Source organism: Bordetella flabilis (assembly GCF_001676725.1).
GTDB classification, from domain to species: Bacteria; Pseudomonadota; Gammaproteobacteria; order Burkholderiales; family Burkholderiaceae_B; genus Bordetella_C; species Bordetella_C flabilis.
The window spans coordinates 1,476,817-1,496,090 of sequence record NZ_CP016172.1; the positions used below are offsets into that span (position 1 = coordinate 1,476,817).

Genomic DNA, 19,274 nt, shown 5'->3' on the forward strand with positions numbered 1-19,274 from the left:
CATAGGATAGGACGCAACTTCCAAGATTTAGGAAAACAGGAGCTTGCGATGGGCATTCAAGGCGATTTCTGCAACCAGGCGCAGCTCATGGGCCTGGATCCGGCGCAACTGAAGTCCTCGGAGCAGGGGCAAACGTGGAGCACGCTCCCAGGCAAGCCGGCGGTTGTCGCCGCGGGGGCCGATCAAGCGTCTGCCCGTGCCGCTATCGGGGCGGGCACGTCCAACCTGGCGCTCGGCACGACCGCCACGACCGCCTTGGCTGGAAACGGTACTGCAGCGGCGGCTACCAAGCTGGCGACCGCTCGCACCATCAACTCGGTGGCCTTCGACGGCACGGCCAATATCACCTTCGACGCGACCAAGATCCAAGCGCCGGCGTTTACGACCGCTGGCGGGACCGCGATCGCCGCCGGCACCATCGCCGAGCAACTGACGGCAATCGGCGATATAGCCGACCCGGCGTAAGGACCGGCCATGCGCAAACTCCTTGCCCTCGCGGTCCTGGCGTTGGCCGGTTGCTCGACCGTGCCGCCTCCTTTGAACGACGCTACGGTTGGGCCGGTCGTCACCGGGAAGCTGAAGGGGTCCGGCGACGTTACGGCGATCCCGTTCAGTGCCTACACCGCCGGCGATCCGGTCATCGCGACCGAGGCGTATGTGGACGGTCGCACGCCGCAGCACAAGCTGCAGCTCATCAACTCGACCGCGACGCTTCAGACGTTGACCGATGGCGACACGCTCGCGGTCATGACAGTTTCCACGATGAACGTGACGGTGCAATCCGCCTCCACGTACGGGTTGCGCGATGGAGACCGGTTCACGATTGCCGCCTACATGCCCACCGGCGGGACGGTCCCGGTCCTCTTCGCCGATGACGTAGTTGTGGCGGACCCATCCCAAACGGGCGGATACACGCGGACGAAGACCATCGTCATGACGCCGACGAGCGTTCGGCGATTCGTGTGGTCGCAGGCCGCGAACGTCTTCTACAGCTACACGATCAACTAGCGAGTGGAAATCCCCATGGCCAAGTTGGAATTTGCTGGCGGTACTTCATACGTGTCCTGGGCGCGCCGGACCGTTTCTATCAACGAAGGCGGCCGGTTCTTCACCCTTTACTTGGACCTGCGCGGCATGTTTCGCGTGTGGGCGGGTCTGCAAAGCCCGGGCCATGCGTTTTGCCTGTTTTGGGGCGAGCAAGGGCGCCAGCGCGCCGAATCGCCTTCCACCAATCCGGGATCGAAGTAACCCCGGTTCATCGTTCTCGGAGATTCACATGGCAAGCACCAACCCCAAGGCAGTAACCGCGATGAGCGGATGGCTCAAAAAGAGCATGAAGACGCACACCGGCTCGACGGCCGGCAAAGCCAAGGTCAAGCAGATGTTGACGCCCACCCCCCACGGAAATTCGACGGGCGGTGGCCGCGGCCCTGGCCCCTCCGGCCGTGACGCCCCCGTGAATAGCGCCATGGGCCTCATGGGGAAAAAGAAGAAGTAAATGCCGGGAAAATCCGCGATCCCCATCGACGACGTCGACGCCCTGGAGCAGTTCCTGGCCGAGCAAGACGCATCGGAGGCCAATGCCGCCGCCAACAACCCCGCGCCACGGCGCGACGAGGATGGCGGCATGTCGGATGATGAGCTCGGCGCGCTCATTCAGGGCGAGCTCAACGACGCCGTCAGCTTCACCGACATGGAAATCGGCCCGGAGCGTGCGGAGGCCACCAAGCGATACCGCGGCGACGCGTACGGCGACGAGGAAGACGGCCGGTCCAAGGTCGTATCCAGCGACGTGCGCGATGTGGTCTTGGGCCAACTTCCCGACTTGATGCGCATCTTCTTCGGCGCGGAGAACGTCGTCGAGTACGAGCCCAGCGGCGCCGTGAACATGCAAGCCGCCATGCGGCAAACGGCACTCGCCGAACAGGCCACGGCGTATGCCAACTACGTTTTCGAGCGGGACAACGACGGCTTCGAGATCCTGCATAGCGTCTTCAAGGACGCACTGATCCGAAAGGTCGGATTCGCGAAATTCTGGTGGGACGACAGCGTCGAGGTCAAGACCGAAACCTACACCGGTGTGGATGACATCGGCATGCAGGTGCTGCAGGACGACGACGAGGTCGAGGATATCGAGACCCTCGCGGAGTACCCTGACGAGACCGCCGCACAGATTCCCTTGGCGCCTGACATGCCCATGCCGCCGCCGGCGCTGCTGCGTGATCTGCGCATCAAGCGGCGCGTGGCCCGCGGCCGAGTAAAAATCGAGGCACTCCCGCCGGAGGAATTCATTATCGATCGGCGGGCCCGCTCTGCGCATCATTGCGCGCTGGTCGGGCATCGATCAATGAAAACGGTCTCCGACCTCGTGGCCATGGGCTACGACGAGGACGAAGTCCGCACATTCGTCACCAGCCCCGAGCTCGACAACAACATCGAGTACATCGAGCGGCAGCCGTTCTCCCGCGCGGTGGGCAGCTTCGATGCGCTCAATCCGGCCACGCAGCGCGTGCTGTATGTCGAGGCGTACGTACGGGTCGATTACGACGGCGACGGCATTGCGGAGCTTCGCAAGGTCTGCACCATGGGCTCCGGCTACAAGGTGGTGCACCACGAGGCGGCCGATCATGTGCCGTTCGCCGATTTCCAGTGCGACCCCGAGCCGCACACGTTCTTCGGTCTGTCGCTGGCGGATGTCACGATGGACCTGCAGCGCACCAAGACGGTTATCTGGCGCAATTCACTCGACAGCCTGGCGCAGAGCATTCACCCGCGCATGGGCATCGTCGAGGGCCAGGTGAACGTCGACGATGTCCTGAACAACGAGAACGGCGCCGTAATTCGAATGCGTGCGCCTGGCATGGTGCAGCCCTTGGCGACGCCGTTTGTGGGTCAGGCGGCGTTCCCGATGCTGGAATACCTGGACGATGTCCGCGAAATGCGCACGGGCGTATCGCGCGCGCAGCTCGGCTTGGATCCGGACTCGCTGCAGTCCACCAACAAGTTGGCGGTGCAGCAGTCCATATCCGGCTCGCAAGGTAAGGTGGAGTTGCAAGCGCGCATCCTGGCCAACGGAATGCGCAAGCTGTTCAAGGGCATTTTGCATCTGGTTGTGCAGAATCAGGACCGTCCGCGCACGGTGCGAATCCGCGGCCAGTGGGTCACGATGGACCCCCGCGCCTGGAATGCCGACTTGGACGTGAAGGTCAACATCGCGCTGGGCACCGGCACGGTCGACTCTAAGCTTCAGGCCCTCGGTCAGATCGTCGCGAAGCAGGAGCAGATCCTTCAAACGCTGGGCCTGGCGAATCCCATTGTCTCCCTGTCGCAGTACGCGAACGCGCTGCGCGCCATGACGGAACTTTCCGGCTTCCGCGATAGCTCGCGCTTCTTTAGCGCTGTACCGGACGGATACCAGCCGCCGGCCCAACAGCAACCGCCGCCCGATCCAACCTTGATGCTGGCCCAAGGGCAAATTCGTGTCGCCCAGGAACGCCTGGAACTCGACAAGGCCAAGGCCGTCGCGCAGGAACAACGCGAGCAGCAGAAGAACGCGATGGACGCGATGCTCCGGCTCAAAGAGCTGGAACTGAAATACGCCGGGCAGGAGCGCGATGCGGCGCTCGACGCTGCGATTCGGCTGCAGATGGCCGAAATGGACCAGCAGGGACAAAGCCACCGCGCCACCCTGGGCCATATAGCCAAGGCAGCCAGCGCTGTCGCGCAGCCACAAGTTTCCGCACAACAACCTGACTTCCAAGGAATGTGACGAATGGACAAAGACGCCCAAGAGGCCAGCCGCCAGCGAGATATTGAACGCGGCCGCCGCGCGCAAGAGTTACTCGACAACCCCACGCTGATCCAGGCGCTTGCCGCGTGTCGCGCGCGCTACGTCGAGGAATGGGAGAAGTCTGAAGACGGCGACGCACAGCAGCGCGAATACCTGTTCCGGATGGTCAAGGCGCATGACGAGCTCGTCAAGCATCTACGCGTCGCGGCTGACGCCGGAAAACTGGCGGCGCCGTACCTGAACAAGCCGCGGCGCGCGGGTTAAGCGCCCCCTCACACGAATTTCATACCGAATAGGTGACATAGAATGCAGATCGAATCCAACGGCAATCCGCAAGGAACCGGCGACGCGATTCAAGACGCAGCACAGCACTTCGACCATCTGTTGTCCGTGGAAGACGGGGAGCAACCGGGGGGCGAGGCACAGCCGGCCAATCAGGGAAAGGGGAAACCCAACCCCGACACGGCCGAATTGCCCGACGACGACCTTGAAGACGTGGACCTTGACGATGAATCCGACCTGGACGACTCGCAAGGCGACGACGACGAGGAAGACGCGGGGCAGTCCGACGAGGAAGGCGATGGCGCTGACAAGGGCCAAGAGCAGCCGAAGGAATTTACCGTCAAGGTCGACGGCGAAGACCTGAAGGTGACGCTCGACGAGCTGTTGCAGGGCTACAGCCGCACGGCGGACTACACGCGCAAGACTCAGGTCGTAGCTCAAGAGCGCCAAGCCGCTCAAGCTGAAGCCGAGCAAGCGCGTCAAGAGCGTGCGAAGTACGCAACCGCTCTGCAGCAGGCAAACGAGCTTATCCAGAAACTCACGCCGCAAGAGCCTGACTGGGACGCCCTGTATCAGCAGGACCCCAACGAATGGGCCCGGCAGCGCGAGGTATGGCGCAGTTGGAGAGAGCAGCAACAGCAGGTGACTGTGTCGCAGCGGGAATTGCACGCGCAAGCCGAGGCGGAACGTCAACTGCAGATGAAACAGCACTTGCAAGCTGAACGGCAAAAGACGCTTGAGGCGCTTCCTGAATGGAAGGACGACCAAAGGCGTGCGGCCGATCAACGCTTGATCGTCGAGTACGGGCGAAAGCTCGGATACAGCGACGACGAGCTGAAGCAGGTGTTTGACCATCGGGTATTGCTGATGGCGCGCGACGCAGCGCGCTACCGCCAACTGCAAGAGAAGCGCGCCACGATGCGGCCCAACGGGCAGCGTCCTGGTCGCAAGCCTGCGCAGCCTGGATCCGCGAATGAGCGGACACCCAGGACCACGGATACGACTCGCGCGAAGCAACGTCTCGCGAAGACCGGTGCCGTCAAAGACGCCGCCTCGGTCTTCGAAAAACTACTTCCCGAGGACTGAAAAATGGCACTCCCGACCAATACCGTTACCACCTACGACGCCAAAGGCATCCGCGAGGACCTGGCCGACGTTATCTACAACATTTCCCCGGTGGATACGCCGTTCATGTCGAATATCGGCAAGACCACGGCGCAGAGCACCTACTTCGAATGGCAAACCGACGTGCTGGCGTCGGTCGACACGGATAACGCCGCCGTCGAAGGCGACGATGCCGCGCCGCAAGTGGTCGCGCCGACTACCCGTGTCGGAAACTACACGCAGATCTCGCGCAAGACCGTCAGCGTTACCGGCACCATCGAAACGGTGAACAAGGCCGGCCGCCGGTCGGAATTGGCGTACCAGATGGCCAAGCGAGCGTCCGAGCTCAAGCGCGACATGGAGGCCATCCTGACGGGCAACCAGCCCGCGGTTGGCGGCGACGATGCCACGCCGCGGAAGACCGCGGGCTTCGAGGCGTTCATCCGGACCAACTCCGTACGCGGCGCCGGTGGCGCCAACCCGACGTTGTCGGGGGGCACCTCGGGCTATCCGAATGCCGGCGCGACCGATGGCACCCAAGTGGCCATCACGGAAGACGCGTTCAAAGAGGCCATTCAAAAGCAATGGACCTCCGGCGGCAAAACCGACATGGTCATCGTGGGCCCCTACAACAAGGCTCAAATCAGCAAGTTTGCTGGCATCGCCACCCGCTTCCGCGATGTGCCGGCCGGCCAACAGGCGCAGATCATCGGCGCGGCCGACGTGTACGTGTCCGACTTCGGCGAGGTCACGATCGTGCCGGATCGCTTTTCTCGTGAGCGTACGGCGCTGTTCGTGGACACCGAGTATGCCGCCGTCGCGTACCTGCGCAGCTTCCAGACCATTCCGCTGGCCAAGACCGGCGACTCGGAAAAGCGGCTGTTGCTGGTCGAGTATGGCCTGAAGGTGCACAACGAGCAGGCCCATGCCGTCCTGGCCGATCTGACCGTCACCGCGTAAGGAGAGGGGGCGGCGAAAGCCGCCCCACCCACACTATGGAAAAGCGCCCGTTCCTGTCCAATTCGTTCCTCGGCACGAAAGAGATTTGGCATTACGACCCGATCGGCGATGTCGCGTACATCGAGACGAAGCAGGACGCCGAGCAGATCGTCGAGGCGAACAAGGCTCAGTATGCTGCGACGGACGAGCGAGCACGCTATGGCGACGGCATGCAGCATGTCGCACGGATCCCGGTGGTGGTGCTGCAGGACCTCCGCCAAAGGGGCGTCCTGAAGGACCCCAAGCGATTCAAGGCTTGGTTGAACGATCCGGAGAATCGGCACTTCCGCACTCGACCGGGCCAGGTGTAGGCATGGCGATCGACACCTACGATGGCCTGGTTGCGACGATGGCCGATTGGCTGAACCGCGGCGACCTGTCGGGCGCGATTCCGTCGTTCATCGCGCTATTCGAAGCCGACTTCAACAAGGATGAGCGCGGGCGCACGCAACGGTCCGTGGCTATTTCCACGGCGCTGATAAGCACCCCGTACGCGCCGGTGCCAGTCGATTACATCGAAATGCTGGACCTCAGCATTCCCAACTCGCCGCATGGCGTCCATCAAATCGAACTCGTGACGATCCACCAGCTCGGGGAGTACGCGCGCCGCGAGCGGATGTTTCCGGGCCACGATCTGCCGAAGTATTACGCGATCATCGGCGAGCAGATGAAGTTCCTGCCGGCTCCGACGCAGGAATACGAGTTCGAAATGGTCTATTTTGCGAAGCTGCCCCCGCTGTCCCCGGACAACCCGTCCAACTGGCTCCTTCGGCAGAGTCCCGACGTGTACCTGTATGGAGCGCTGCAGCACTCGGCGCCATACCTGAAGAATGACGAGCGGCTGGCCACCTGGGCGGCCCTGTTCAATCAAGGCATGGAGAAGCTGAACGTTTCAGATGACCGTGCAATGCACTCCGGCGCGCCGCTGCGCATGCGTGCGAGGGGCTACTGATGGGAATGGTCGCGGGAGTCTGCGCAAAGCTTCTAAATGCCGTGCTGGCGGGTCAGCCCTACACGGGGCCGAACGCCAGCAATCTTTGGTACGGCTTATTCACCACTACACCCAACACGGCGGGCCTGAACGGCGTCGAGGTTAGCGGCGCAGGCTACGTAAGGGTGCAAGCGGATTTCAGTACCGCGTTGACGGTCGGTACGCTGGTGCGCGTTGCCTGCAATGGGGCCCCGACCTGGCCGCCGGCCGGTGGCAACTGGGGAACCATCACTTCGATCTGCGTTATGGACGCACCCACCGGCGGCAACGTCGTTGTTGTTGCGCCCCTATCGCCAAGCCTGGCGGTAAACACGGGCGACATATTCCAGGTCAGCCCTGGAAATTTTTCTCTCTATTTGACTCTTTAGGAGTAAGCGACATGCCGGCCTTTACGAGCTACCTTCAGTCCGCTGTTCTGAATCACGTCTTCGGCGCTACGGCCTTCACGAAACCTACGAGCCTGTATGTGGCCTTGTACACCGTCGCGCCCAACTTCTCCGGCGGTGGCACGGAGGTTACCGGCGGGTCGTACTCCCGGCGTACGGCGACATTTGACCCCGCCTCGGTGAACGGGGGCAGCAGCGTGGCGGCGAACAGTGCGGCGCTCGTATGGCCGGCCGCGACCGCCAACTGGGGCACGCTGACCGCGGTCGGGATCTTCGACGCCGTCACGGGCGGCAACCTGCTGGCTTACGGGCTGCTGCAGGTGCAGAAGACTATCACCACTGGCGACATTTTCACGATCCCGGATTCGGGCCTAACCATCAGCCTGAGCTAGGGCCGGCCGGAATGGACGTAAACCCGGGAGCCGTCAGCACTGGGCACAGTATGCCCACGGGCGTCGACGCGTTCGTCACGCATACGTACGCAGGCACTGCGGTCATTGCCGCAGCGGCTGGCCTCACGGTTGTTGACCAACTGACGACGGGGGGTTACGCGGCGCTGGCACCGACGAGCGACGCATCTGCGGGCGTGCTGGTGACATTCATTACGCCGGCTTCGCTTGATGCTTCGTCGTCCGTGACGGCATCGGGCGGCGCTACGTATGCCGTGACCGCAATGGGGTCTGCGGACAGCGGTGGCGAAGCGAGCAGCGGCGCCACACTGTGGTCCGGCGCAGCGCTGGATGGTGAGTCGGACCTAGCGTGCGAGGGTGAGCGCAATTCGCAAGGGATAGTCGATACGGCTTCGGCCTCCGACATGGGCTTGTCGGTCCTTCTGACGCTACGCGGAAGACTGTCCATTCAAGCGATTTCCCATCAAATCACCTCGGCGGATCCGATCCGATTTTCCAGCGCTGATGCTTCATCGCCAAGCGCCTGCGCACCCGTGGCGGGTCTGGTGACACGGCAGGGGTTCAGCGACTCCGAGTCTGTGTCGTTGGTGGATTGCGGGACGATCGGCGAGTTCGTGGCGACTGCCGGACTCTTCGGAGATTCGCTATGTGCCGCCGATGGATTCGTGACCAAGGAGGGCACCGCAAGCCTCGGCGCGAGTACTGATATGACCATCCTGGATCGGCTCTATTGGGAGCCCGAGAGCCTGAACGATTCCGGAGATTGGACCCCTGCACAGTACGAAGTTATGGCTTAAGGGAACCGACATGGCCGACACCTTTACCCCGCATTACAACCTAGTGAAGCCACAAGTTGGCGGCGACCCCGATACGTGGGGCGATCTGCTGAACTCGAACTTCGACGCAATCGACACTGCGCTTTTTGCGAAGCTGGACAAGGCAGGCGGCACGCTGACCGGTGCTCTGACGCTACCGGGGAACCCGACCTCGGCATTGCAGGCAGCCCCAAAGCAGTACGTCGACCAATTGCGAAGTGATGCCGCCGGCGCGTACTACCCGCGCACGGGCGGAAACCTGGCCGGACAGATGAACGCGCCTGCGCTGCTCGTTGACTGCTCGAATGGTGTGGGCCTCGTCGTGCAACGTGCCGGCGTCGCCGCGCCCCGGATTCGCACGGAAGGCGACGGATCGCTGGCGTTCATCAATAGCGCCAACAGTGCATATAACTTGGTCGTGAGCGATAGCGGCCAAGTGAACTTTCCGCGGGCACGACCGGTTTGGGCAGGCGTGACGCCATGGGATACCGGAAATTTCAATCCTGGCGCGTACCAGCCGGCGGGCAACTATGCACGTGCTGCCGACGCGCATTCGTACGCCTTCGCTTGGAACGGCGCAAATGCGCAGCTCTATGTCGACAACCAGTACATCGGCGGCCTCTACAGCACCAACAACTTCAACCCTGGAAATTATCAGCCGGTCGGGTCGTATGTGAACTACTCCGGGCAGCCCATCCGCATGCAGTGGGACGGGAATAACTCATTCAATATGTATGTCGGCAACGTGTACGTGGGCGACCTGAACCCGCTCTAACGCATGCGGAAGAGGACAAGAAATGCTTGACCAAACAGACTTGATCTACTGCCTGCAGAAACGGTTTCCCGACTTGGTTCCGGGGCGGGACTATGACGTGGCACAGCCATTGGAAATTGAATCCCGCGAGCCGCAAGACGCGGTGATTTCGGCATGGTGGACGCAATCGGTTCCCCGGCCGACCGATGCGGAATTGCAGACGATCCTCGCGCAATATCTTCCGCTCGCCTACGAGGCTGCGCAGGCTCGCCGTATTCGCTCGGATAGGAACGTTCGGCTGAGGGTCGCCGACGTGCTCGTGAACAAGGCCAATGACCTGCGGGATGCCGAGCGGATCGCGGTCGCAATTGCGTACCGGCAGGGCCTGCGAGACGTACCGGGTCAACCCGGGTTTCCTAAGCGGGTCATTTGGCCAGAAGTTCCGGATGCAATCGTCGATTTGGTCCCGAAATCCGAGTAGAGAGCGCGAGAGATATGCAAGTTGACGAACTCGGTACAGAAGCCCTAAAAGCAACTCCGCCCGTGGTTGTGACGGCTGCAATGTCGTCGGGCTGGTGGTCGGATCCGAATCATTGGGTGATCGCTGCGACGCTCTGCTATATCGCGCTGCAGTCGGCACACCTTGTCTGGAAATGGCGGCGCGAAGCGCGGCGCAGCATTGCCGAGGAAGCATGATCCCGGACGCCCTGAAACGTGCGCTTCAAACCGCTGCTGCGGGCGCCGGCGCGCTGGCCATCGCCGGCGTGCTGGTGTCGCACTTCGAAGGCCGCAAGCACTTCCCATATCGCGACCCGATCGGCTACTGGACGGTCTGCGAGGGCCACACCGGCGGCGTGACGCCGGGCCGCCGGTATTCGGATGCCGAATGCGACGCGCTGAAGGCCCAGGACCTGGCCGAGGCAGACGCCGCAGTCCGTCGCCTGGTCAAGGTGCCCCTGACGGACTGGCAGCGTGCGGCGCTCATCGATTTTACGTTCAACCTGGGCGCCGGAAACCTCGCCAAGTCGACCCTCCTGAAGAAGCTCAACGCGGGCGACTACGCGGGCGCGTGCGCGGAGTACGACGCATGGGTGAAGGGAAGGGTGGCCGGCCGTCTTCAAACGCTCCCAGGGCTTCAGAATCGACGCGACGCGGATCAGTGGGTCTGCGAGCAGTCGTCCCCCAACCCGCCCCGATAGGTGAACACATGGCCAAGTATGCGATCGCCGCGGCGGCCGGCCTGGCCCTGGCGCTGGCCGCCGTGTTCGGTGTGAAGTGGTACGGGCATACCCAGTACGCCGCGGGCCACGCCCAGGCCCAGCTCGAAGCTCAGGCCGCTGCTGCCGAGCTGGCCGAGAAGTACCGCGCTCAGGAGCAGGCCTGGGCCCAACAGATGGAGGCCGAACGTGCCCAGGATGCAATCGATCGCCAGAAAGCTGCAGCTGACCTCGCTGGCCAGCGTCTTGTTGCTGACAGCTTGCGCGGCCAGCTCGCCGCAGGCGCCCGTCGCGCCGCCGCAGAAGCCCGCGCCGCCGGCCGCGATGTGGCGACCGCTCAAGCCCCCTGGTTGGTACTCGAAGAATGCCGCCGAGAATATGACGCGCTGGCAGCAGATGCTGAGTCCATCAACGACGATTTCAGGGCCGTCCAAGGCTGGGGGCGGGTGACACAAGGAAGCGATGATGCCCGATGATCTGCTCCCGCTCGATATCCCGCCAGGGGTATACCGAAACGGCACCGAATACGAAGCGAAAGGCCGCTGGCGTGACGTGAACCTGATTCGTTGGTACAACGGCCGGCTGCGACCCGTTGGCGGCTGGCAGCGGATGACGAAGGTGCCGCTGGCCGGCATTCCGCGTGCGTTGCTGACCTGGCGCGATTTGCGTGAAGTCCGGCATGCCGCCATCGGTACCGACTCGAAGCTTTACGTCAATGAGGGCGGCGAGTCGACCGACATAACGCCGGCCAATTTGGCGCCAGGGCGTCCCGATTCGGTGTATGGGCTGGGGTTCGGTGCCAGCAAGTACGGAAAAGAAGCGTACGGTACCGAGCGCAGCAGCAGCGGCCTTATCCTTGACGCCACCGTGTGGGCGCTGGACAACTTCGGCCAGTTTCTTATCGCCTGCTCGCCCGCGGACGGACGCATATTCTTGTGGAATCCAACGACTACGGGGCCGGCCACAGTGATTCACGCTACGGCACCCACGGAGTGCCGGTCGGTTTTTGTCACGGACGAGAATTTTGTCGTGGCCATTGGTGCGAACGGCGATCCGAGCGACGTCGTGTGGTGCTCGCAGGGCGACTACACCGTGTGGACGCCGCAGGCCACGAATTCAGCCGGCGAGCTGCGGTTACGCACCAATGGCCTGTCCCAGTCGGGGCGGCGCATGACTGGCGAGTCGCTGATCTTCACCGACACCGATGTCCATGCCATGCGCTACATAGGGCCGCCGCTGATCTACGGCATCGAGCGCATCGGATCCAATTGTGGCGTGGTTGGGCCACGCGCCCACGCCGCGACGCTGGATTTTTGCGTTTGGATGAGCAATCTAAATTTCTTCATCTACGACGGCAACGTTCGGGCGATTCCTTGCGACGTGCAAGAGTACGTTTTCGATGACCTCAACCTGATGCAGGGCGCCAAGGTGCAGGCCGGCATCAACTCGCAGTACAGCGAGGTATGGTGGTTTTACCCCTCGGCAAAGAGCCTTGAGAACGACCGCTATGTCATCTGGAATTATCGCGAGAACCATTGGTCAATCGGCCAGCTGTCGCGCACGGCATGGACCGACCGCGAAGCGTGGCCATTCCCGATAGCCGCGGCGCCTGACGGGAATGTCTATCAGCATGAGCAGGGTTGGACGGACGCTGGGCTCACGCGCGTGGGCACCATCTACGCGCAGAGCGGTCCGCTCGACTTCGGTTCCGGAAAGATGACCATGGACGTGAGCCAGGCAATTCCGGACACCAACGTCGGCGGCCCGGACAGCGTGCAATATTCCTTCGATCTCGGCATGACACCAACGGGCCAAAAGTTGATGGCTGGCCCCTATTCGCAGGTGCGCCCGGACGGCTACATGGATATGCGCTTCTCCGCGCGTCAGGTAAAGATGCGAGTCGACGCGCTACAGGACGTGCTTTTCCAAGTCGGGACCATGCGTTTCGACGCGCAACCAGGGAGCGGACGATGAACCTACCTACCCCCCCAGCAAACTACAGCGCGAGCACTGAGTCTCGCCGCAACCTCGTGTTGGCGCAGGCCGATGCACAGAACTTCAAGCGCGGGACCGACGTGGAAATCGGGAAAGGTCGCATCATTCTCATGGCCCCGAATGGCGCGCGGTTCGCGCTGACGGTATCGAACACCGGCGTATTGACGACGACGGTGGCGTGATGGATTTGTGGCGCGAAAAGTTCGCGGACTGTAGCGATTGGATCGAGGCAGCCCTACAATACACAGGTGGCACGCACACGCTTAGCGACATCGAAGACGGTGTAGAGGCGGGCCACTTTCAGCTATGGCCCGGCAAGCGGGCCGTGATAGTGACTGAGATAGTTGTCTACCCGCGACTGAAGGCATGTCAGTTTTTCCTTGCCGGCGGAGACCTCGACGAACTCAAAGAGATGGTGCCATGCGTTGAGGCATGGGCCAAAGATTTGGGCTGCACTCGGATGACCCTTGCGGGTCGTCGCGGATGGGAGCGCAGTTTTCTCAAGGGTCTAGGGTACGTTCCAAAATGGACCGTGCTCGGCAAGGAGCTCCAAAATGGGTAAAGGCGGCGGCGGCGGCGGAAGCAGCACTCAAACCGTAAAGTACGACATTCCTCAGTGGATGGAGGATGCCGGGCAGTCGAATTATCAGCAGGCCCAGCAAGTCGCGGGACTGCCCTACCAGCCATATTCTGGCCAGGGTGTCGCGCCGATGAACGGGTCTCAGAACCTGGGCATTGGGATGGTCCAGCAGGCCGCACAGAACAACTATGGCGGCCAGGCGATACGGCAAGGCATTCAAGGTGCCGGCGCGGGCATGGCCTATCAGCCGCAGCAAGTCTCCGCGCAAAGCCAGACGCCGGATGCACTGGCCGGCTACATGAGCCCGTACACCAAAGACGTGACGGACGCGACAATGTCCGAGCTGGACCGGCAACGACAAATCCAGCTTCAGAACAACGGCGGCGCGGCAACCAATGCGGGCGCCTTCGGTGGCGCGCGGCAGGGCGTGATGGACGCCGAGACCAACCGTAACGCGCAGCAAGTGCAGGCGCAGACGCTGGCGAGCCTGAACAACAGTGCGTATTCCAATGCGCAAAACCAGTTCAACAACGACGCCAATCGCAACTTGACGGCGCAGCAGTCTAACCAGGCTGCCGGGCTGTCTGGCGCTGGCTTGAACCTTCAGGGCGCCGGGCTATTGGGCACGCTGGGCGCGGGCTACCAACAGAACGAGCTTAACAACGGCAACGCCGTCCTGCAGACCGGGAACCAGCAGCAACAGCAGGCTCAGAACCAAAACAACTGGGATTATCAGCAGTTCCAGGATCAGCGAGGCTATCCGCAGCAGCAGCTGGGCATCTTGGAGCAGGCCCTTGGCATGACGCCGAACATGGGCGGTTCCACGACGACGCCGATGTACCAGAATAGCGGCTCCAGTGCATTGGGCGGGGCGCTGGGCGGTGGCCTTGTGACCAGCATGTTCACGAACAACGGTATGTACCAGGGACTGGGCGCTGGCCTCGGCGGCCTCATGGGCTATTTCTCCGACGAGGATCTGAAGACGGACAAGGCGCCGGTCGACACCGAGGCCATCGCGGATAAGGTGCGCGACACGCGGATGGACAGCTGGCGCTATAAGCCCAATCTCGGCATCGGCGGGGGAAAGCACGTCGGCATGTATGCCCAGGACTTCGCAAAGAATTTCGGCGGCGACGGACACATGATCCCGTACATGGACGCGATCGGCGTGAACATGGCGGCCACCAAGGGCTTGGCGCAGAAATTGCAGCGTCTTGAACGGCAAGTGAGCAAGTAGGGGATCGTCATGGGGCTATTCGATAGCTTGCTCGGCAACAGCGCGGACGGCGACAACCACCAGTCGCCGATCGGCGCGCTCGGATCGTTCGGCCAAAAGTACACGGACCCTCTGTCGTGGATCTTCGGCGATAAGTGGACCAACCTGGTGTCCAACAAGATTCCGGAGCTGGCCAACTCCGGTATATCGAAGGTGATGCAACCCTTCGAGAAGATCGACAAGACCATCAACCCGGTACGACGCATTCCCATCGTCGACAAGGCAGGGGACTGGATCGCAAATAAGCCGGTGGACACCCTTGGCGCGCTCGCGGGTGCGGTCTACGGCGGCGGCGCGCTATTGGGTGGGATGGGTGCCGGCGGCGCGGCGGGGGGCGCGGGCACGGCCGGCGCTACCGGCGCGGGTACTGGCGGGGCGGGTAGCGGGATTAGCACCGGCCTGCTGGGGAACGGCATGTTCGACACCACGGCGGCGTATGCGTCACCGCTGGCGGAGGGTCTCGGCACCGGCACCGCGGGCATGGGCATGGGGGCTACTGGCACCAGCGCCGCCACGCTGCCGGCGGCAGCCGGATCGAGCGGCTTGTCGGCCGAGCAGTTCATGCAGTTGGCCCGCATGGGCAATTCGATGGCGCAGCAGGGACAGCCGCAGCAAACGCCGCAGGTATCGCTGCAGCAGCCTGAGATAACAATTCAACGACCGAAGTACACGCCACAGCAGATGCTGGGCCTTCTCTATGGGTGGGATCAAAATGGCTGATACCGATATGTCGTCCTGGCGCGGCTTGCTCGGCGGATCGGGCGACGACATGCTGGCGCCGATCATTGGGCAGTCGGGCCTGGATAGCGCGCGCGGCAACGCATTGATGAACATGGCCGCCGGCCTGTTGGATGCTGGCGCCTGGTCGTCGACGCCGCGCACGCTCGGCCAAGGCTTGGCGCAAGGCTTCCGAGGCGCACAGCAGGCCTACAGCAGCTCGATCGACAGTTCTCTGAAGGGCGCACTCACTGCGCAGCAGCTACAGGCCAAGCGGCTGGAAATGGCGCGCCAAGCCGCGGTTATGCAGGAGCTCGCAGGCCTGACAGGCGGCGCTGCGGGCAGTGCAGTGCCGGTACCTGGCGCCGCGCCGCTCGCAGGTGCGCCGGCCGCGCCGCCCCCCGGCTCGCCTGTTTCGCCTCCGGCCGCGCAATCGCTGCCCCTTTCGGCGCCGGTGGGGGCGCCGCCTGGGGCTCCCCTATCGGCCCCCGCCCAGTCTTCGGGCGGTATAAGCATGACGCCGGAGAAGTACGGCCGCCTCGTCGCGCTGGATCCAGAACACGCCGCCAACTACAAGGCGATGTACGACGTTTTCGGCCCCAAGCCGACCGTCGCGCCGAATGGCACCGTGTTCAACGCCAACGATCCTTCCAACATTGGCAGGAACTTTGCACAGCCAAAGACCCAGGTCGTCGAGACCCCGGATGGCTTCGTGCTCGCGGACCTGGCGTCGGGAACCATGACACCACTGACCGGCTCAGACGGCGCGCCGGTCAAAGGGAAGGAAGCGCTCGCGGCTCAACAACAAGAGCGCGCGCGGCAGCAAACGCAGATCGCCGATCAAAGTGCCCTTGGCAACATTTCGACCGACGTTGGCCGCATGGGGACGCTGGCACGTCAACTGGCTGCGGATCCGGACCTGTCCACGCTGGACGGCATATGGGGCAATACTCCCAGCTACCCCGGCAGCAAGCAATCGGACCTGAAGAATCAGCTCAATTCCCTGAAGTCGCAGATCGGGTTTTCGGTGTTGCAGGCGATGCGGGATGCATCCAAAACCGGCGGGGCGCTCGGATCTATATCGGAACGCGAATTGGATCTTCTGCAGAACAATCTGGCCGCGCTCGATACGACGACGTCGACGCCACAATTGCGCGCGGGCCTCAAGCAAGTGGCCGACTACGCGGACGGCTTGATTTCCCGGGCGCAGCAGGCGTATCAGCAGAAGTATGGTGTTGCCCCGCCGGCCGGAGGGGGCGCGCCTGCGCCCTCGGCCGGTGCCGCCGTGCCCGCCGCCGCGGCTGAGTATTTGCGAAACAACCCGAACCTGGCGGCACAGTTCGACCAGAAGTATGGGCGCGGCGCGGCCGCGCGCGTCCTTGGGAGCAAATAAATGGCCACGCCGGATCAGTTCAAGCAGCAGTACGCCGGGGTTGCGAAGCAAGTCGGGAACGCGCTGGGCGTCGATCCTGATGTATTGCTGGGGCAATGGGGCCTAGAAACGGGATGGGGCAAGAGCGTTATCCCGGGCACCAACAACCTGGGGAACATCAAGGACTTCTCTGGCGGCGGGACGGCGGCGACGGACAACATGACGGGGTCGCGCGACCGGTACCGCACCTACGAGTCGCCGGAAGCGTTCGGGCTGGACTATGTCGACCTGATCGGGGGCAACCCGGCGTATCGCAGCGCCCTCGGCGCCGGAGCGGATGCTACGAAATTCGCGAGCGGGCTCAAGGCTGGCGGTTATGCCGAGGATCCGGATTACGTTGGAAAGCTGGCGGCTGCCGCTGATGTCGTGCGCAAGGCCGGCGGCATCGCCGATAGCATCGCGGCCGCGGCGCTTCCCAGTGCCGACGCCGCGCCTGCGCCCAACGCATTCGATCGTTTCGACGAAAAGCGGGGCGCCGCGCCAGCGCAAGGCGGCAACCCTTTTGACCAATTCGACAGCGTAGGCAACGGCACGACAACAAGCCGCGGGCCTGACGGCGTCATGCGGATCGAAATGGCTGGCGAGCCTCCGGCGACGTCGGCACCGGGCGCTCAGCCGAGCCAGGGAGAGGGGGCGGCGGGCATCCTCCGCGGTGTCCACGATCCCAAGGAATGGGCGCGCCAGATAGGGCTGACGGCGCGCGCAGGCATCACTGGCCTGGCCGCGCTCCCCGAGGCGGCTGTGAACGGCGTGATAAGCGGGGTCAACGCGCTGGGTGGGGATTTGCCCAAGGCTGATGTCGGCGCCGCGTTGTCCGCCCTGGGGCTGCCCGAGCCGAAGAATGCCGGAGAACGGGTCGCGCAGGATGTCGCCGGCAGCATGGCGGGGGCGGCCGGTGTTGCTGGGGCCGCGCGTCGCGTGGTAGACCCGCTGGTGACGTCCGCCGGCCAGCGCATTGCATCGCTGCTGTCGGCCGCACCTGGCGCGCAGGTGGCCAGCGCTGCCGCGAGCGGCGCAGCGGGCGGTGCGGCGCGCGAATCTGGCGCAGGTCCGATGGCCCAAGTCGGCGCCGCGCTGGCGGGCGGCGTTGGACCCGCCATGCTTCTGGGCCTCGGCCGGCAAGCCACCCGCGCCGTGCTGGGAGCTACCGACGCGAACCGGCCCAACATGCTGGCCAACATCGACGCCTTCAATGCCGCGGGGACGACTCCGACCGTTGGCCAGGCGACGCAGGGACGTATCGCGCAAGCGCTCGATAGCGTCCTCTCGCGTACGCCCGGCGGGGCCGGCGTTATGAACCGGAAGGCAATCAACCAGGCGGCCGACATTTCTGGCGGTGTGGATGACGTCGTAAAGGGCCTGACGCCGAATGCTGGAACTGTCGAGGCAGGCGAAGCCATTGCCAGCGGCCTGGACGACTTCAAGGCGGGCGTGAAGGGCCTACAGACGCACCTGTACGATAAGCTCGACCAGTATCTACCAGCGTCGACGCCAATCGCGGTAGCACGTACCAAGGCCGCATTGAACGCCCTGAACTCCGACATCGTCGGTGCGCCGGCGCTGTCGGCGATGTTCAAGAATGGGCGCATCGAAGGCATCGAGAAGGCACTGAACTCCGACCTTTCGTCCGCGCCAATCCCTTACGGTCATCGGCTGCCCGGGCAACCGCCGCGCGCGCCGGCGACGCTGCCTTACGAGTCGATCAAGAAGCTGCGCACCCTCGTCGGCAAGGAAATCGACAACCATACTTTCACGTCCGACGTGCCGCGGGACAAGTGGCGCGCGCTGTATGCCGCGCTGTCGGAAGACCTGGGCGACGCGGCAAAGAAGGCCGGCCCGGAGGCGACGGACACCTGGCGCTGGGCCAACAAGTTCAGCAAGGACCAGTTGGGGCGCCTGGAAGCGCTCGACAGCGTCGCGGGCCGCGACACCCCGGAGAAGATTTTCAACGCCGCCATGATGGGCAGCGCGGACGGCGATACGGTTCTTCGCCGGGTCGTCAGTGCGTTGCCGAAGGAAAATCGCCGCGCGCTCGCCGCCGCGGTAGTGCGCCGGATGGGCCGCGCGCTGCCTGGCCAGCAAAATGATGCCGGCGACGCATTTTCTACCAGCACGTTCCTTACCAACTGGAACCGACTATCGCCGGCCGCGCGCCAGACTCTTTTCGGCCGGACCGGCAAAGACGGGCTGCTCGACCAGTTGAACAACGTGGCCAAGGTCGCCTCGAATGTGCGGGATGGCTCCAAGGTCTTCGCGAATCCGTCCGGGACCAGCGGTGCCATGGCCGCCAACCTGCTGGGCGCTGGCGGGATCGCCTCGGCGCTCACAGGCAACGTGCCGGCGTTGACGAGCGCCATTGCCGTTCCTCTTATGGCGAATGTGGCAGCCCGGAAGCTCACCAATCCTGAATTCGTCCGCTCCCTGGCTGAGCGCGCATGGTCTCCCGCTCTGCAGCGCCAGGTCGCAGGGGGCATGCAGGGTCTGCTTCAGATGGATGACTGATGAGCTCAATGCGGCGACGCCGAC

Annotated in this window: 24 protein-coding genes; all 24 read left to right on the plus strand. The window is 63.5% G+C overall.

The genetic code is table 11. The annotated features are described in order from the left end of the window. Positions 1-48 precede the first annotated feature (48 nt). Positions 49-465, plus strand: a complete 417-nt coding sequence (locus BAU07_RS06440; RefSeq protein WP_066655118.1) for a hypothetical protein — start codon at positions 49-51, stop codon at positions 463-465. Between the two features lie 9 nt (positions 466-474). Continuing rightward, positions 475-1,008, plus strand: coding sequence for a hypothetical protein (locus BAU07_RS06445; protein ID WP_066655120.1), 534 nt, complete (start codon positions 475-477; stop codon positions 1,006-1,008). A 15-nt stretch (positions 1,009-1,023) separates the two neighbouring features. Beyond that, positions 1,024-1,248 (plus strand): hypothetical protein, encoded by a 225-nt coding sequence (locus tag BAU07_RS06450; RefSeq protein ID WP_066655122.1) that lies wholly within the window; start codon positions 1,024-1,026, stop codon positions 1,246-1,248. 28 nt (positions 1,249-1,276) lie between these two features. After that, positions 1,277-1,498: a hypothetical protein gene (locus BAU07_RS27085; RefSeq protein WP_157122046.1), complete on the plus strand. Its 222-nt coding sequence runs from the start codon at positions 1,277-1,279 to the stop codon at positions 1,496-1,498. Then, on the plus strand, positions 1,499-3,769 hold the full coding sequence (locus BAU07_RS06460; protein WP_066655126.1) for a portal protein: 2,271 nt from the start codon (positions 1,499-1,501) through the stop codon (positions 3,767-3,769). It begins immediately after the preceding gene. A 3-nt stretch (positions 3,770-3,772) separates the two neighbouring features. Continuing rightward, positions 3,773-4,054, plus strand: coding sequence for a hypothetical protein (locus BAU07_RS06465; protein ID WP_066655128.1), 282 nt, complete (start codon positions 3,773-3,775; stop codon positions 4,052-4,054). 42 nt (positions 4,055-4,096) lie between these two features. Next, positions 4,097-5,158 carry a hypothetical protein gene (locus tag BAU07_RS06470; protein WP_066655130.1) on the plus strand — a complete coding sequence of 354 codons (1,062 nt, stop codon included), beginning with the start codon at positions 4,097-4,099 and terminating at the stop codon, positions 5,156-5,158. Positions 5,159-5,161: 3 nt separating this feature from the next. Then, positions 5,162-6,136, plus strand: a complete 975-nt coding sequence (locus BAU07_RS06475) for a DUF5309 domain-containing protein (RefSeq protein WP_084025428.1) — start codon at positions 5,162-5,164, stop codon at positions 6,134-6,136. 35 nt (positions 6,137-6,171) lie between these two features. Next, positions 6,172-6,486: a hypothetical protein gene (locus BAU07_RS06480; RefSeq protein ID WP_066655132.1), complete on the plus strand. Its 315-nt coding sequence runs from the start codon at positions 6,172-6,174 to the stop codon at positions 6,484-6,486. A gap of 2 nt (positions 6,487-6,488) precedes the next feature. Beyond that, positions 6,489-7,127: a phage adaptor protein gene (locus tag BAU07_RS06485; RefSeq protein WP_066655134.1), complete on the plus strand. Its 639-nt coding sequence runs from the start codon at positions 6,489-6,491 to the stop codon at positions 7,125-7,127. Beyond that, positions 7,127-7,534, plus strand: a complete 408-nt coding sequence (locus BAU07_RS27090; RefSeq protein ID WP_157122049.1) for a phage tail fiber protein — start codon at positions 7,127-7,129, stop codon at positions 7,532-7,534. The genes BAU07_RS06485 and BAU07_RS27090 overlap by 1 nt, the downstream gene beginning before the upstream one ends. Positions 7,535-7,545: 11 nt before the next feature. After that, entirely contained in the window at positions 7,546-7,944 is a 399-nt protein-coding gene (locus tag BAU07_RS06490; RefSeq protein WP_066655136.1) for a phage tail fiber protein, read from the plus strand. Positions 7,945-7,994: 50 nt separating this feature from the next. Further along, positions 7,995-8,759, plus strand: a complete 765-nt coding sequence (locus BAU07_RS06495) for a hypothetical protein (protein ID WP_157122052.1) — start codon at positions 7,995-7,997, stop codon at positions 8,757-8,759. A gap of 10 nt (positions 8,760-8,769) precedes the next feature. After that, positions 8,770-9,552, plus strand: a complete 783-nt coding sequence (locus BAU07_RS06500) for a hypothetical protein (protein WP_066655142.1) — start codon at positions 8,770-8,772, stop codon at positions 9,550-9,552. Positions 9,553-9,574: 22 nt separating this feature from the next. Continuing rightward, positions 9,575-10,012 carry an XkdW family protein gene (locus BAU07_RS26690; protein ID WP_084025430.1) on the plus strand — a complete coding sequence of 146 codons (438 nt, stop codon included), beginning with the start codon at positions 9,575-9,577 and terminating at the stop codon, positions 10,010-10,012. 14 nt (positions 10,013-10,026) lie between these two features. Next, on the plus strand, positions 10,027-10,227 hold the full coding sequence (locus tag BAU07_RS26695; protein WP_084025432.1) for a hypothetical protein: 201 nt from the start codon (positions 10,027-10,029) through the stop codon (positions 10,225-10,227). Beyond that, positions 10,224-10,730, plus strand: coding sequence for a lysozyme (locus tag BAU07_RS06510; RefSeq protein WP_066655143.1), 507 nt, complete (start codon positions 10,224-10,226; stop codon positions 10,728-10,730). The genes BAU07_RS26695 and BAU07_RS06510 overlap by 4 nt, the downstream gene beginning before the upstream one ends. A gap of 8 nt (positions 10,731-10,738) precedes the next feature. Continuing rightward, positions 10,739-11,224, plus strand: a complete 486-nt coding sequence (locus tag BAU07_RS06515; protein WP_066655146.1) for a hypothetical protein — start codon at positions 10,739-10,741, stop codon at positions 11,222-11,224. Further along, the gene (locus tag BAU07_RS06520) at positions 11,211-12,722 is read left to right on the plus strand and encodes a hypothetical protein (protein WP_157122055.1); all 1,512 of its coding nucleotides are present in this window, start codon (positions 11,211-11,213) and stop codon (positions 12,720-12,722) included. The genes BAU07_RS06515 and BAU07_RS06520 overlap by 14 nt, the downstream gene beginning before the upstream one ends. Continuing rightward, positions 12,719-12,925 (plus strand): hypothetical protein, encoded by a 207-nt coding sequence (locus tag BAU07_RS26700; RefSeq protein ID WP_084025434.1) that lies wholly within the window; start codon positions 12,719-12,721, stop codon positions 12,923-12,925. Before BAU07_RS06520 ends, BAU07_RS26700 begins: the two co-directional genes overlap by 4 nt. A 372-nt stretch (positions 12,926-13,297) precedes the next feature. Continuing rightward, positions 13,298-14,560 (plus strand): tail fiber domain-containing protein, encoded by a 1,263-nt coding sequence (locus tag BAU07_RS06530; protein WP_066655149.1) that lies wholly within the window; start codon positions 13,298-13,300, stop codon positions 14,558-14,560. 9 nt (positions 14,561-14,569) lie between these two features. Beyond that, on the plus strand, positions 14,570-15,319 hold the full coding sequence (locus BAU07_RS06535; RefSeq protein ID WP_066655150.1) for a hypothetical protein: 750 nt from the start codon (positions 14,570-14,572) through the stop codon (positions 15,317-15,319). Further along, on the plus strand, positions 15,312-16,709 hold the full coding sequence (locus tag BAU07_RS06540) for a hypothetical protein (protein ID WP_066655151.1): 1,398 nt from the start codon (positions 15,312-15,314) through the stop codon (positions 16,707-16,709). The genes BAU07_RS06535 and BAU07_RS06540 overlap by 8 nt, the downstream gene beginning before the upstream one ends. Continuing rightward, positions 16,710-19,250: a glycoside hydrolase family 73 protein gene (locus tag BAU07_RS06545; RefSeq protein WP_066655153.1), complete on the plus strand. Its 2,541-nt coding sequence runs from the start codon at positions 16,710-16,712 to the stop codon at positions 19,248-19,250. It begins immediately after the preceding gene. The last annotated feature ends 24 nt before the right edge of the window (positions 19,251-19,274 follow it).

Coding starts and splice junctions, on each gene's coding strand:
- BAU07_RS06460 (WP_066655126.1), top strand. CDS start 1,499: ATGCCGGGAAAATCCGCGATCCCCATCGACGACGTCGACGCCCTGGAG.
- BAU07_RS06500 (WP_066655142.1), top strand. CDS start 8,770: ATGGCCGACACCTTTACCCCGCATTACAACCTAGTGAAGCCACAAGTT.
- BAU07_RS06510 (WP_066655143.1), top strand. CDS start 10,224: ATGATCCCGGACGCCCTGAAACGTGCGCTTCAAACCGCTGCTGCGGGC.
- BAU07_RS06495 (WP_157122052.1), top strand. CDS start 7,995: ATGCCCACGGGCGTCGACGCGTTCGTCACGCATACGTACGCAGGCACT.
- BAU07_RS06520 (WP_157122055.1), top strand. CDS start 11,211: ATGATGCCCGATGATCTGCTCCCGCTCGATATCCCGCCAGGGGTATAC.
- BAU07_RS06545 (WP_066655153.1), top strand. CDS start 16,710: ATGGCCACGCCGGATCAGTTCAAGCAGCAGTACGCCGGGGTTGCGAAG.
- BAU07_RS06480 (WP_066655132.1), top strand. CDS start 6,172: ATGGAAAAGCGCCCGTTCCTGTCCAATTCGTTCCTCGGCACGAAAGAG.
- BAU07_RS06515 (WP_066655146.1), top strand. CDS start 10,739: ATGGCCAAGTATGCGATCGCCGCGGCGGCCGGCCTGGCCCTGGCGCTG.
- BAU07_RS26695 (WP_084025432.1), top strand. CDS start 10,027: ATGCAAGTTGACGAACTCGGTACAGAAGCCCTAAAAGCAACTCCGCCC.
- BAU07_RS26700 (WP_084025434.1), top strand. CDS start 12,719: ATGAACCTACCTACCCCCCCAGCAAACTACAGCGCGAGCACTGAGTCT.
- BAU07_RS27090 (WP_157122049.1), top strand. CDS start 7,127: ATGGGAATGGTCGCGGGAGTCTGCGCAAAGCTTCTAAATGCCGTGCTG.
- BAU07_RS06440 (WP_066655118.1), top strand. CDS start 49: ATGGGCATTCAAGGCGATTTCTGCAACCAGGCGCAGCTCATGGGCCTG.
- BAU07_RS26690 (WP_084025430.1), top strand. CDS start 9,575: ATGCTTGACCAAACAGACTTGATCTACTGCCTGCAGAAACGGTTTCCC.
- BAU07_RS06540 (WP_066655151.1), top strand. CDS start 15,312: ATGGCTGATACCGATATGTCGTCCTGGCGCGGCTTGCTCGGCGGATCG.
- BAU07_RS06465 (WP_066655128.1), top strand. CDS start 3,773: ATGGACAAAGACGCCCAAGAGGCCAGCCGCCAGCGAGATATTGAACGC.
- BAU07_RS06530 (WP_066655149.1), top strand. CDS start 13,298: ATGGGTAAAGGCGGCGGCGGCGGCGGAAGCAGCACTCAAACCGTAAAG.
- BAU07_RS06535 (WP_066655150.1), top strand. CDS start 14,570: ATGGGGCTATTCGATAGCTTGCTCGGCAACAGCGCGGACGGCGACAAC.
- BAU07_RS06445 (WP_066655120.1), top strand. CDS start 475: ATGCGCAAACTCCTTGCCCTCGCGGTCCTGGCGTTGGCCGGTTGCTCG.
- BAU07_RS27085 (WP_157122046.1), top strand. CDS start 1,277: ATGGCAAGCACCAACCCCAAGGCAGTAACCGCGATGAGCGGATGGCTC.
- BAU07_RS06475 (WP_084025428.1), top strand. CDS start 5,162: ATGGCACTCCCGACCAATACCGTTACCACCTACGACGCCAAAGGCATC.
- BAU07_RS06470 (WP_066655130.1), top strand. CDS start 4,097: ATGCAGATCGAATCCAACGGCAATCCGCAAGGAACCGGCGACGCGATT.
- BAU07_RS06490 (WP_066655136.1), top strand. CDS start 7,546: ATGCCGGCCTTTACGAGCTACCTTCAGTCCGCTGTTCTGAATCACGTC.
- BAU07_RS06485 (WP_066655134.1), top strand. CDS start 6,489: ATGGCGATCGACACCTACGATGGCCTGGTTGCGACGATGGCCGATTGG.
- BAU07_RS06450 (WP_066655122.1), top strand. CDS start 1,024: ATGGCCAAGTTGGAATTTGCTGGCGGTACTTCATACGTGTCCTGGGCG.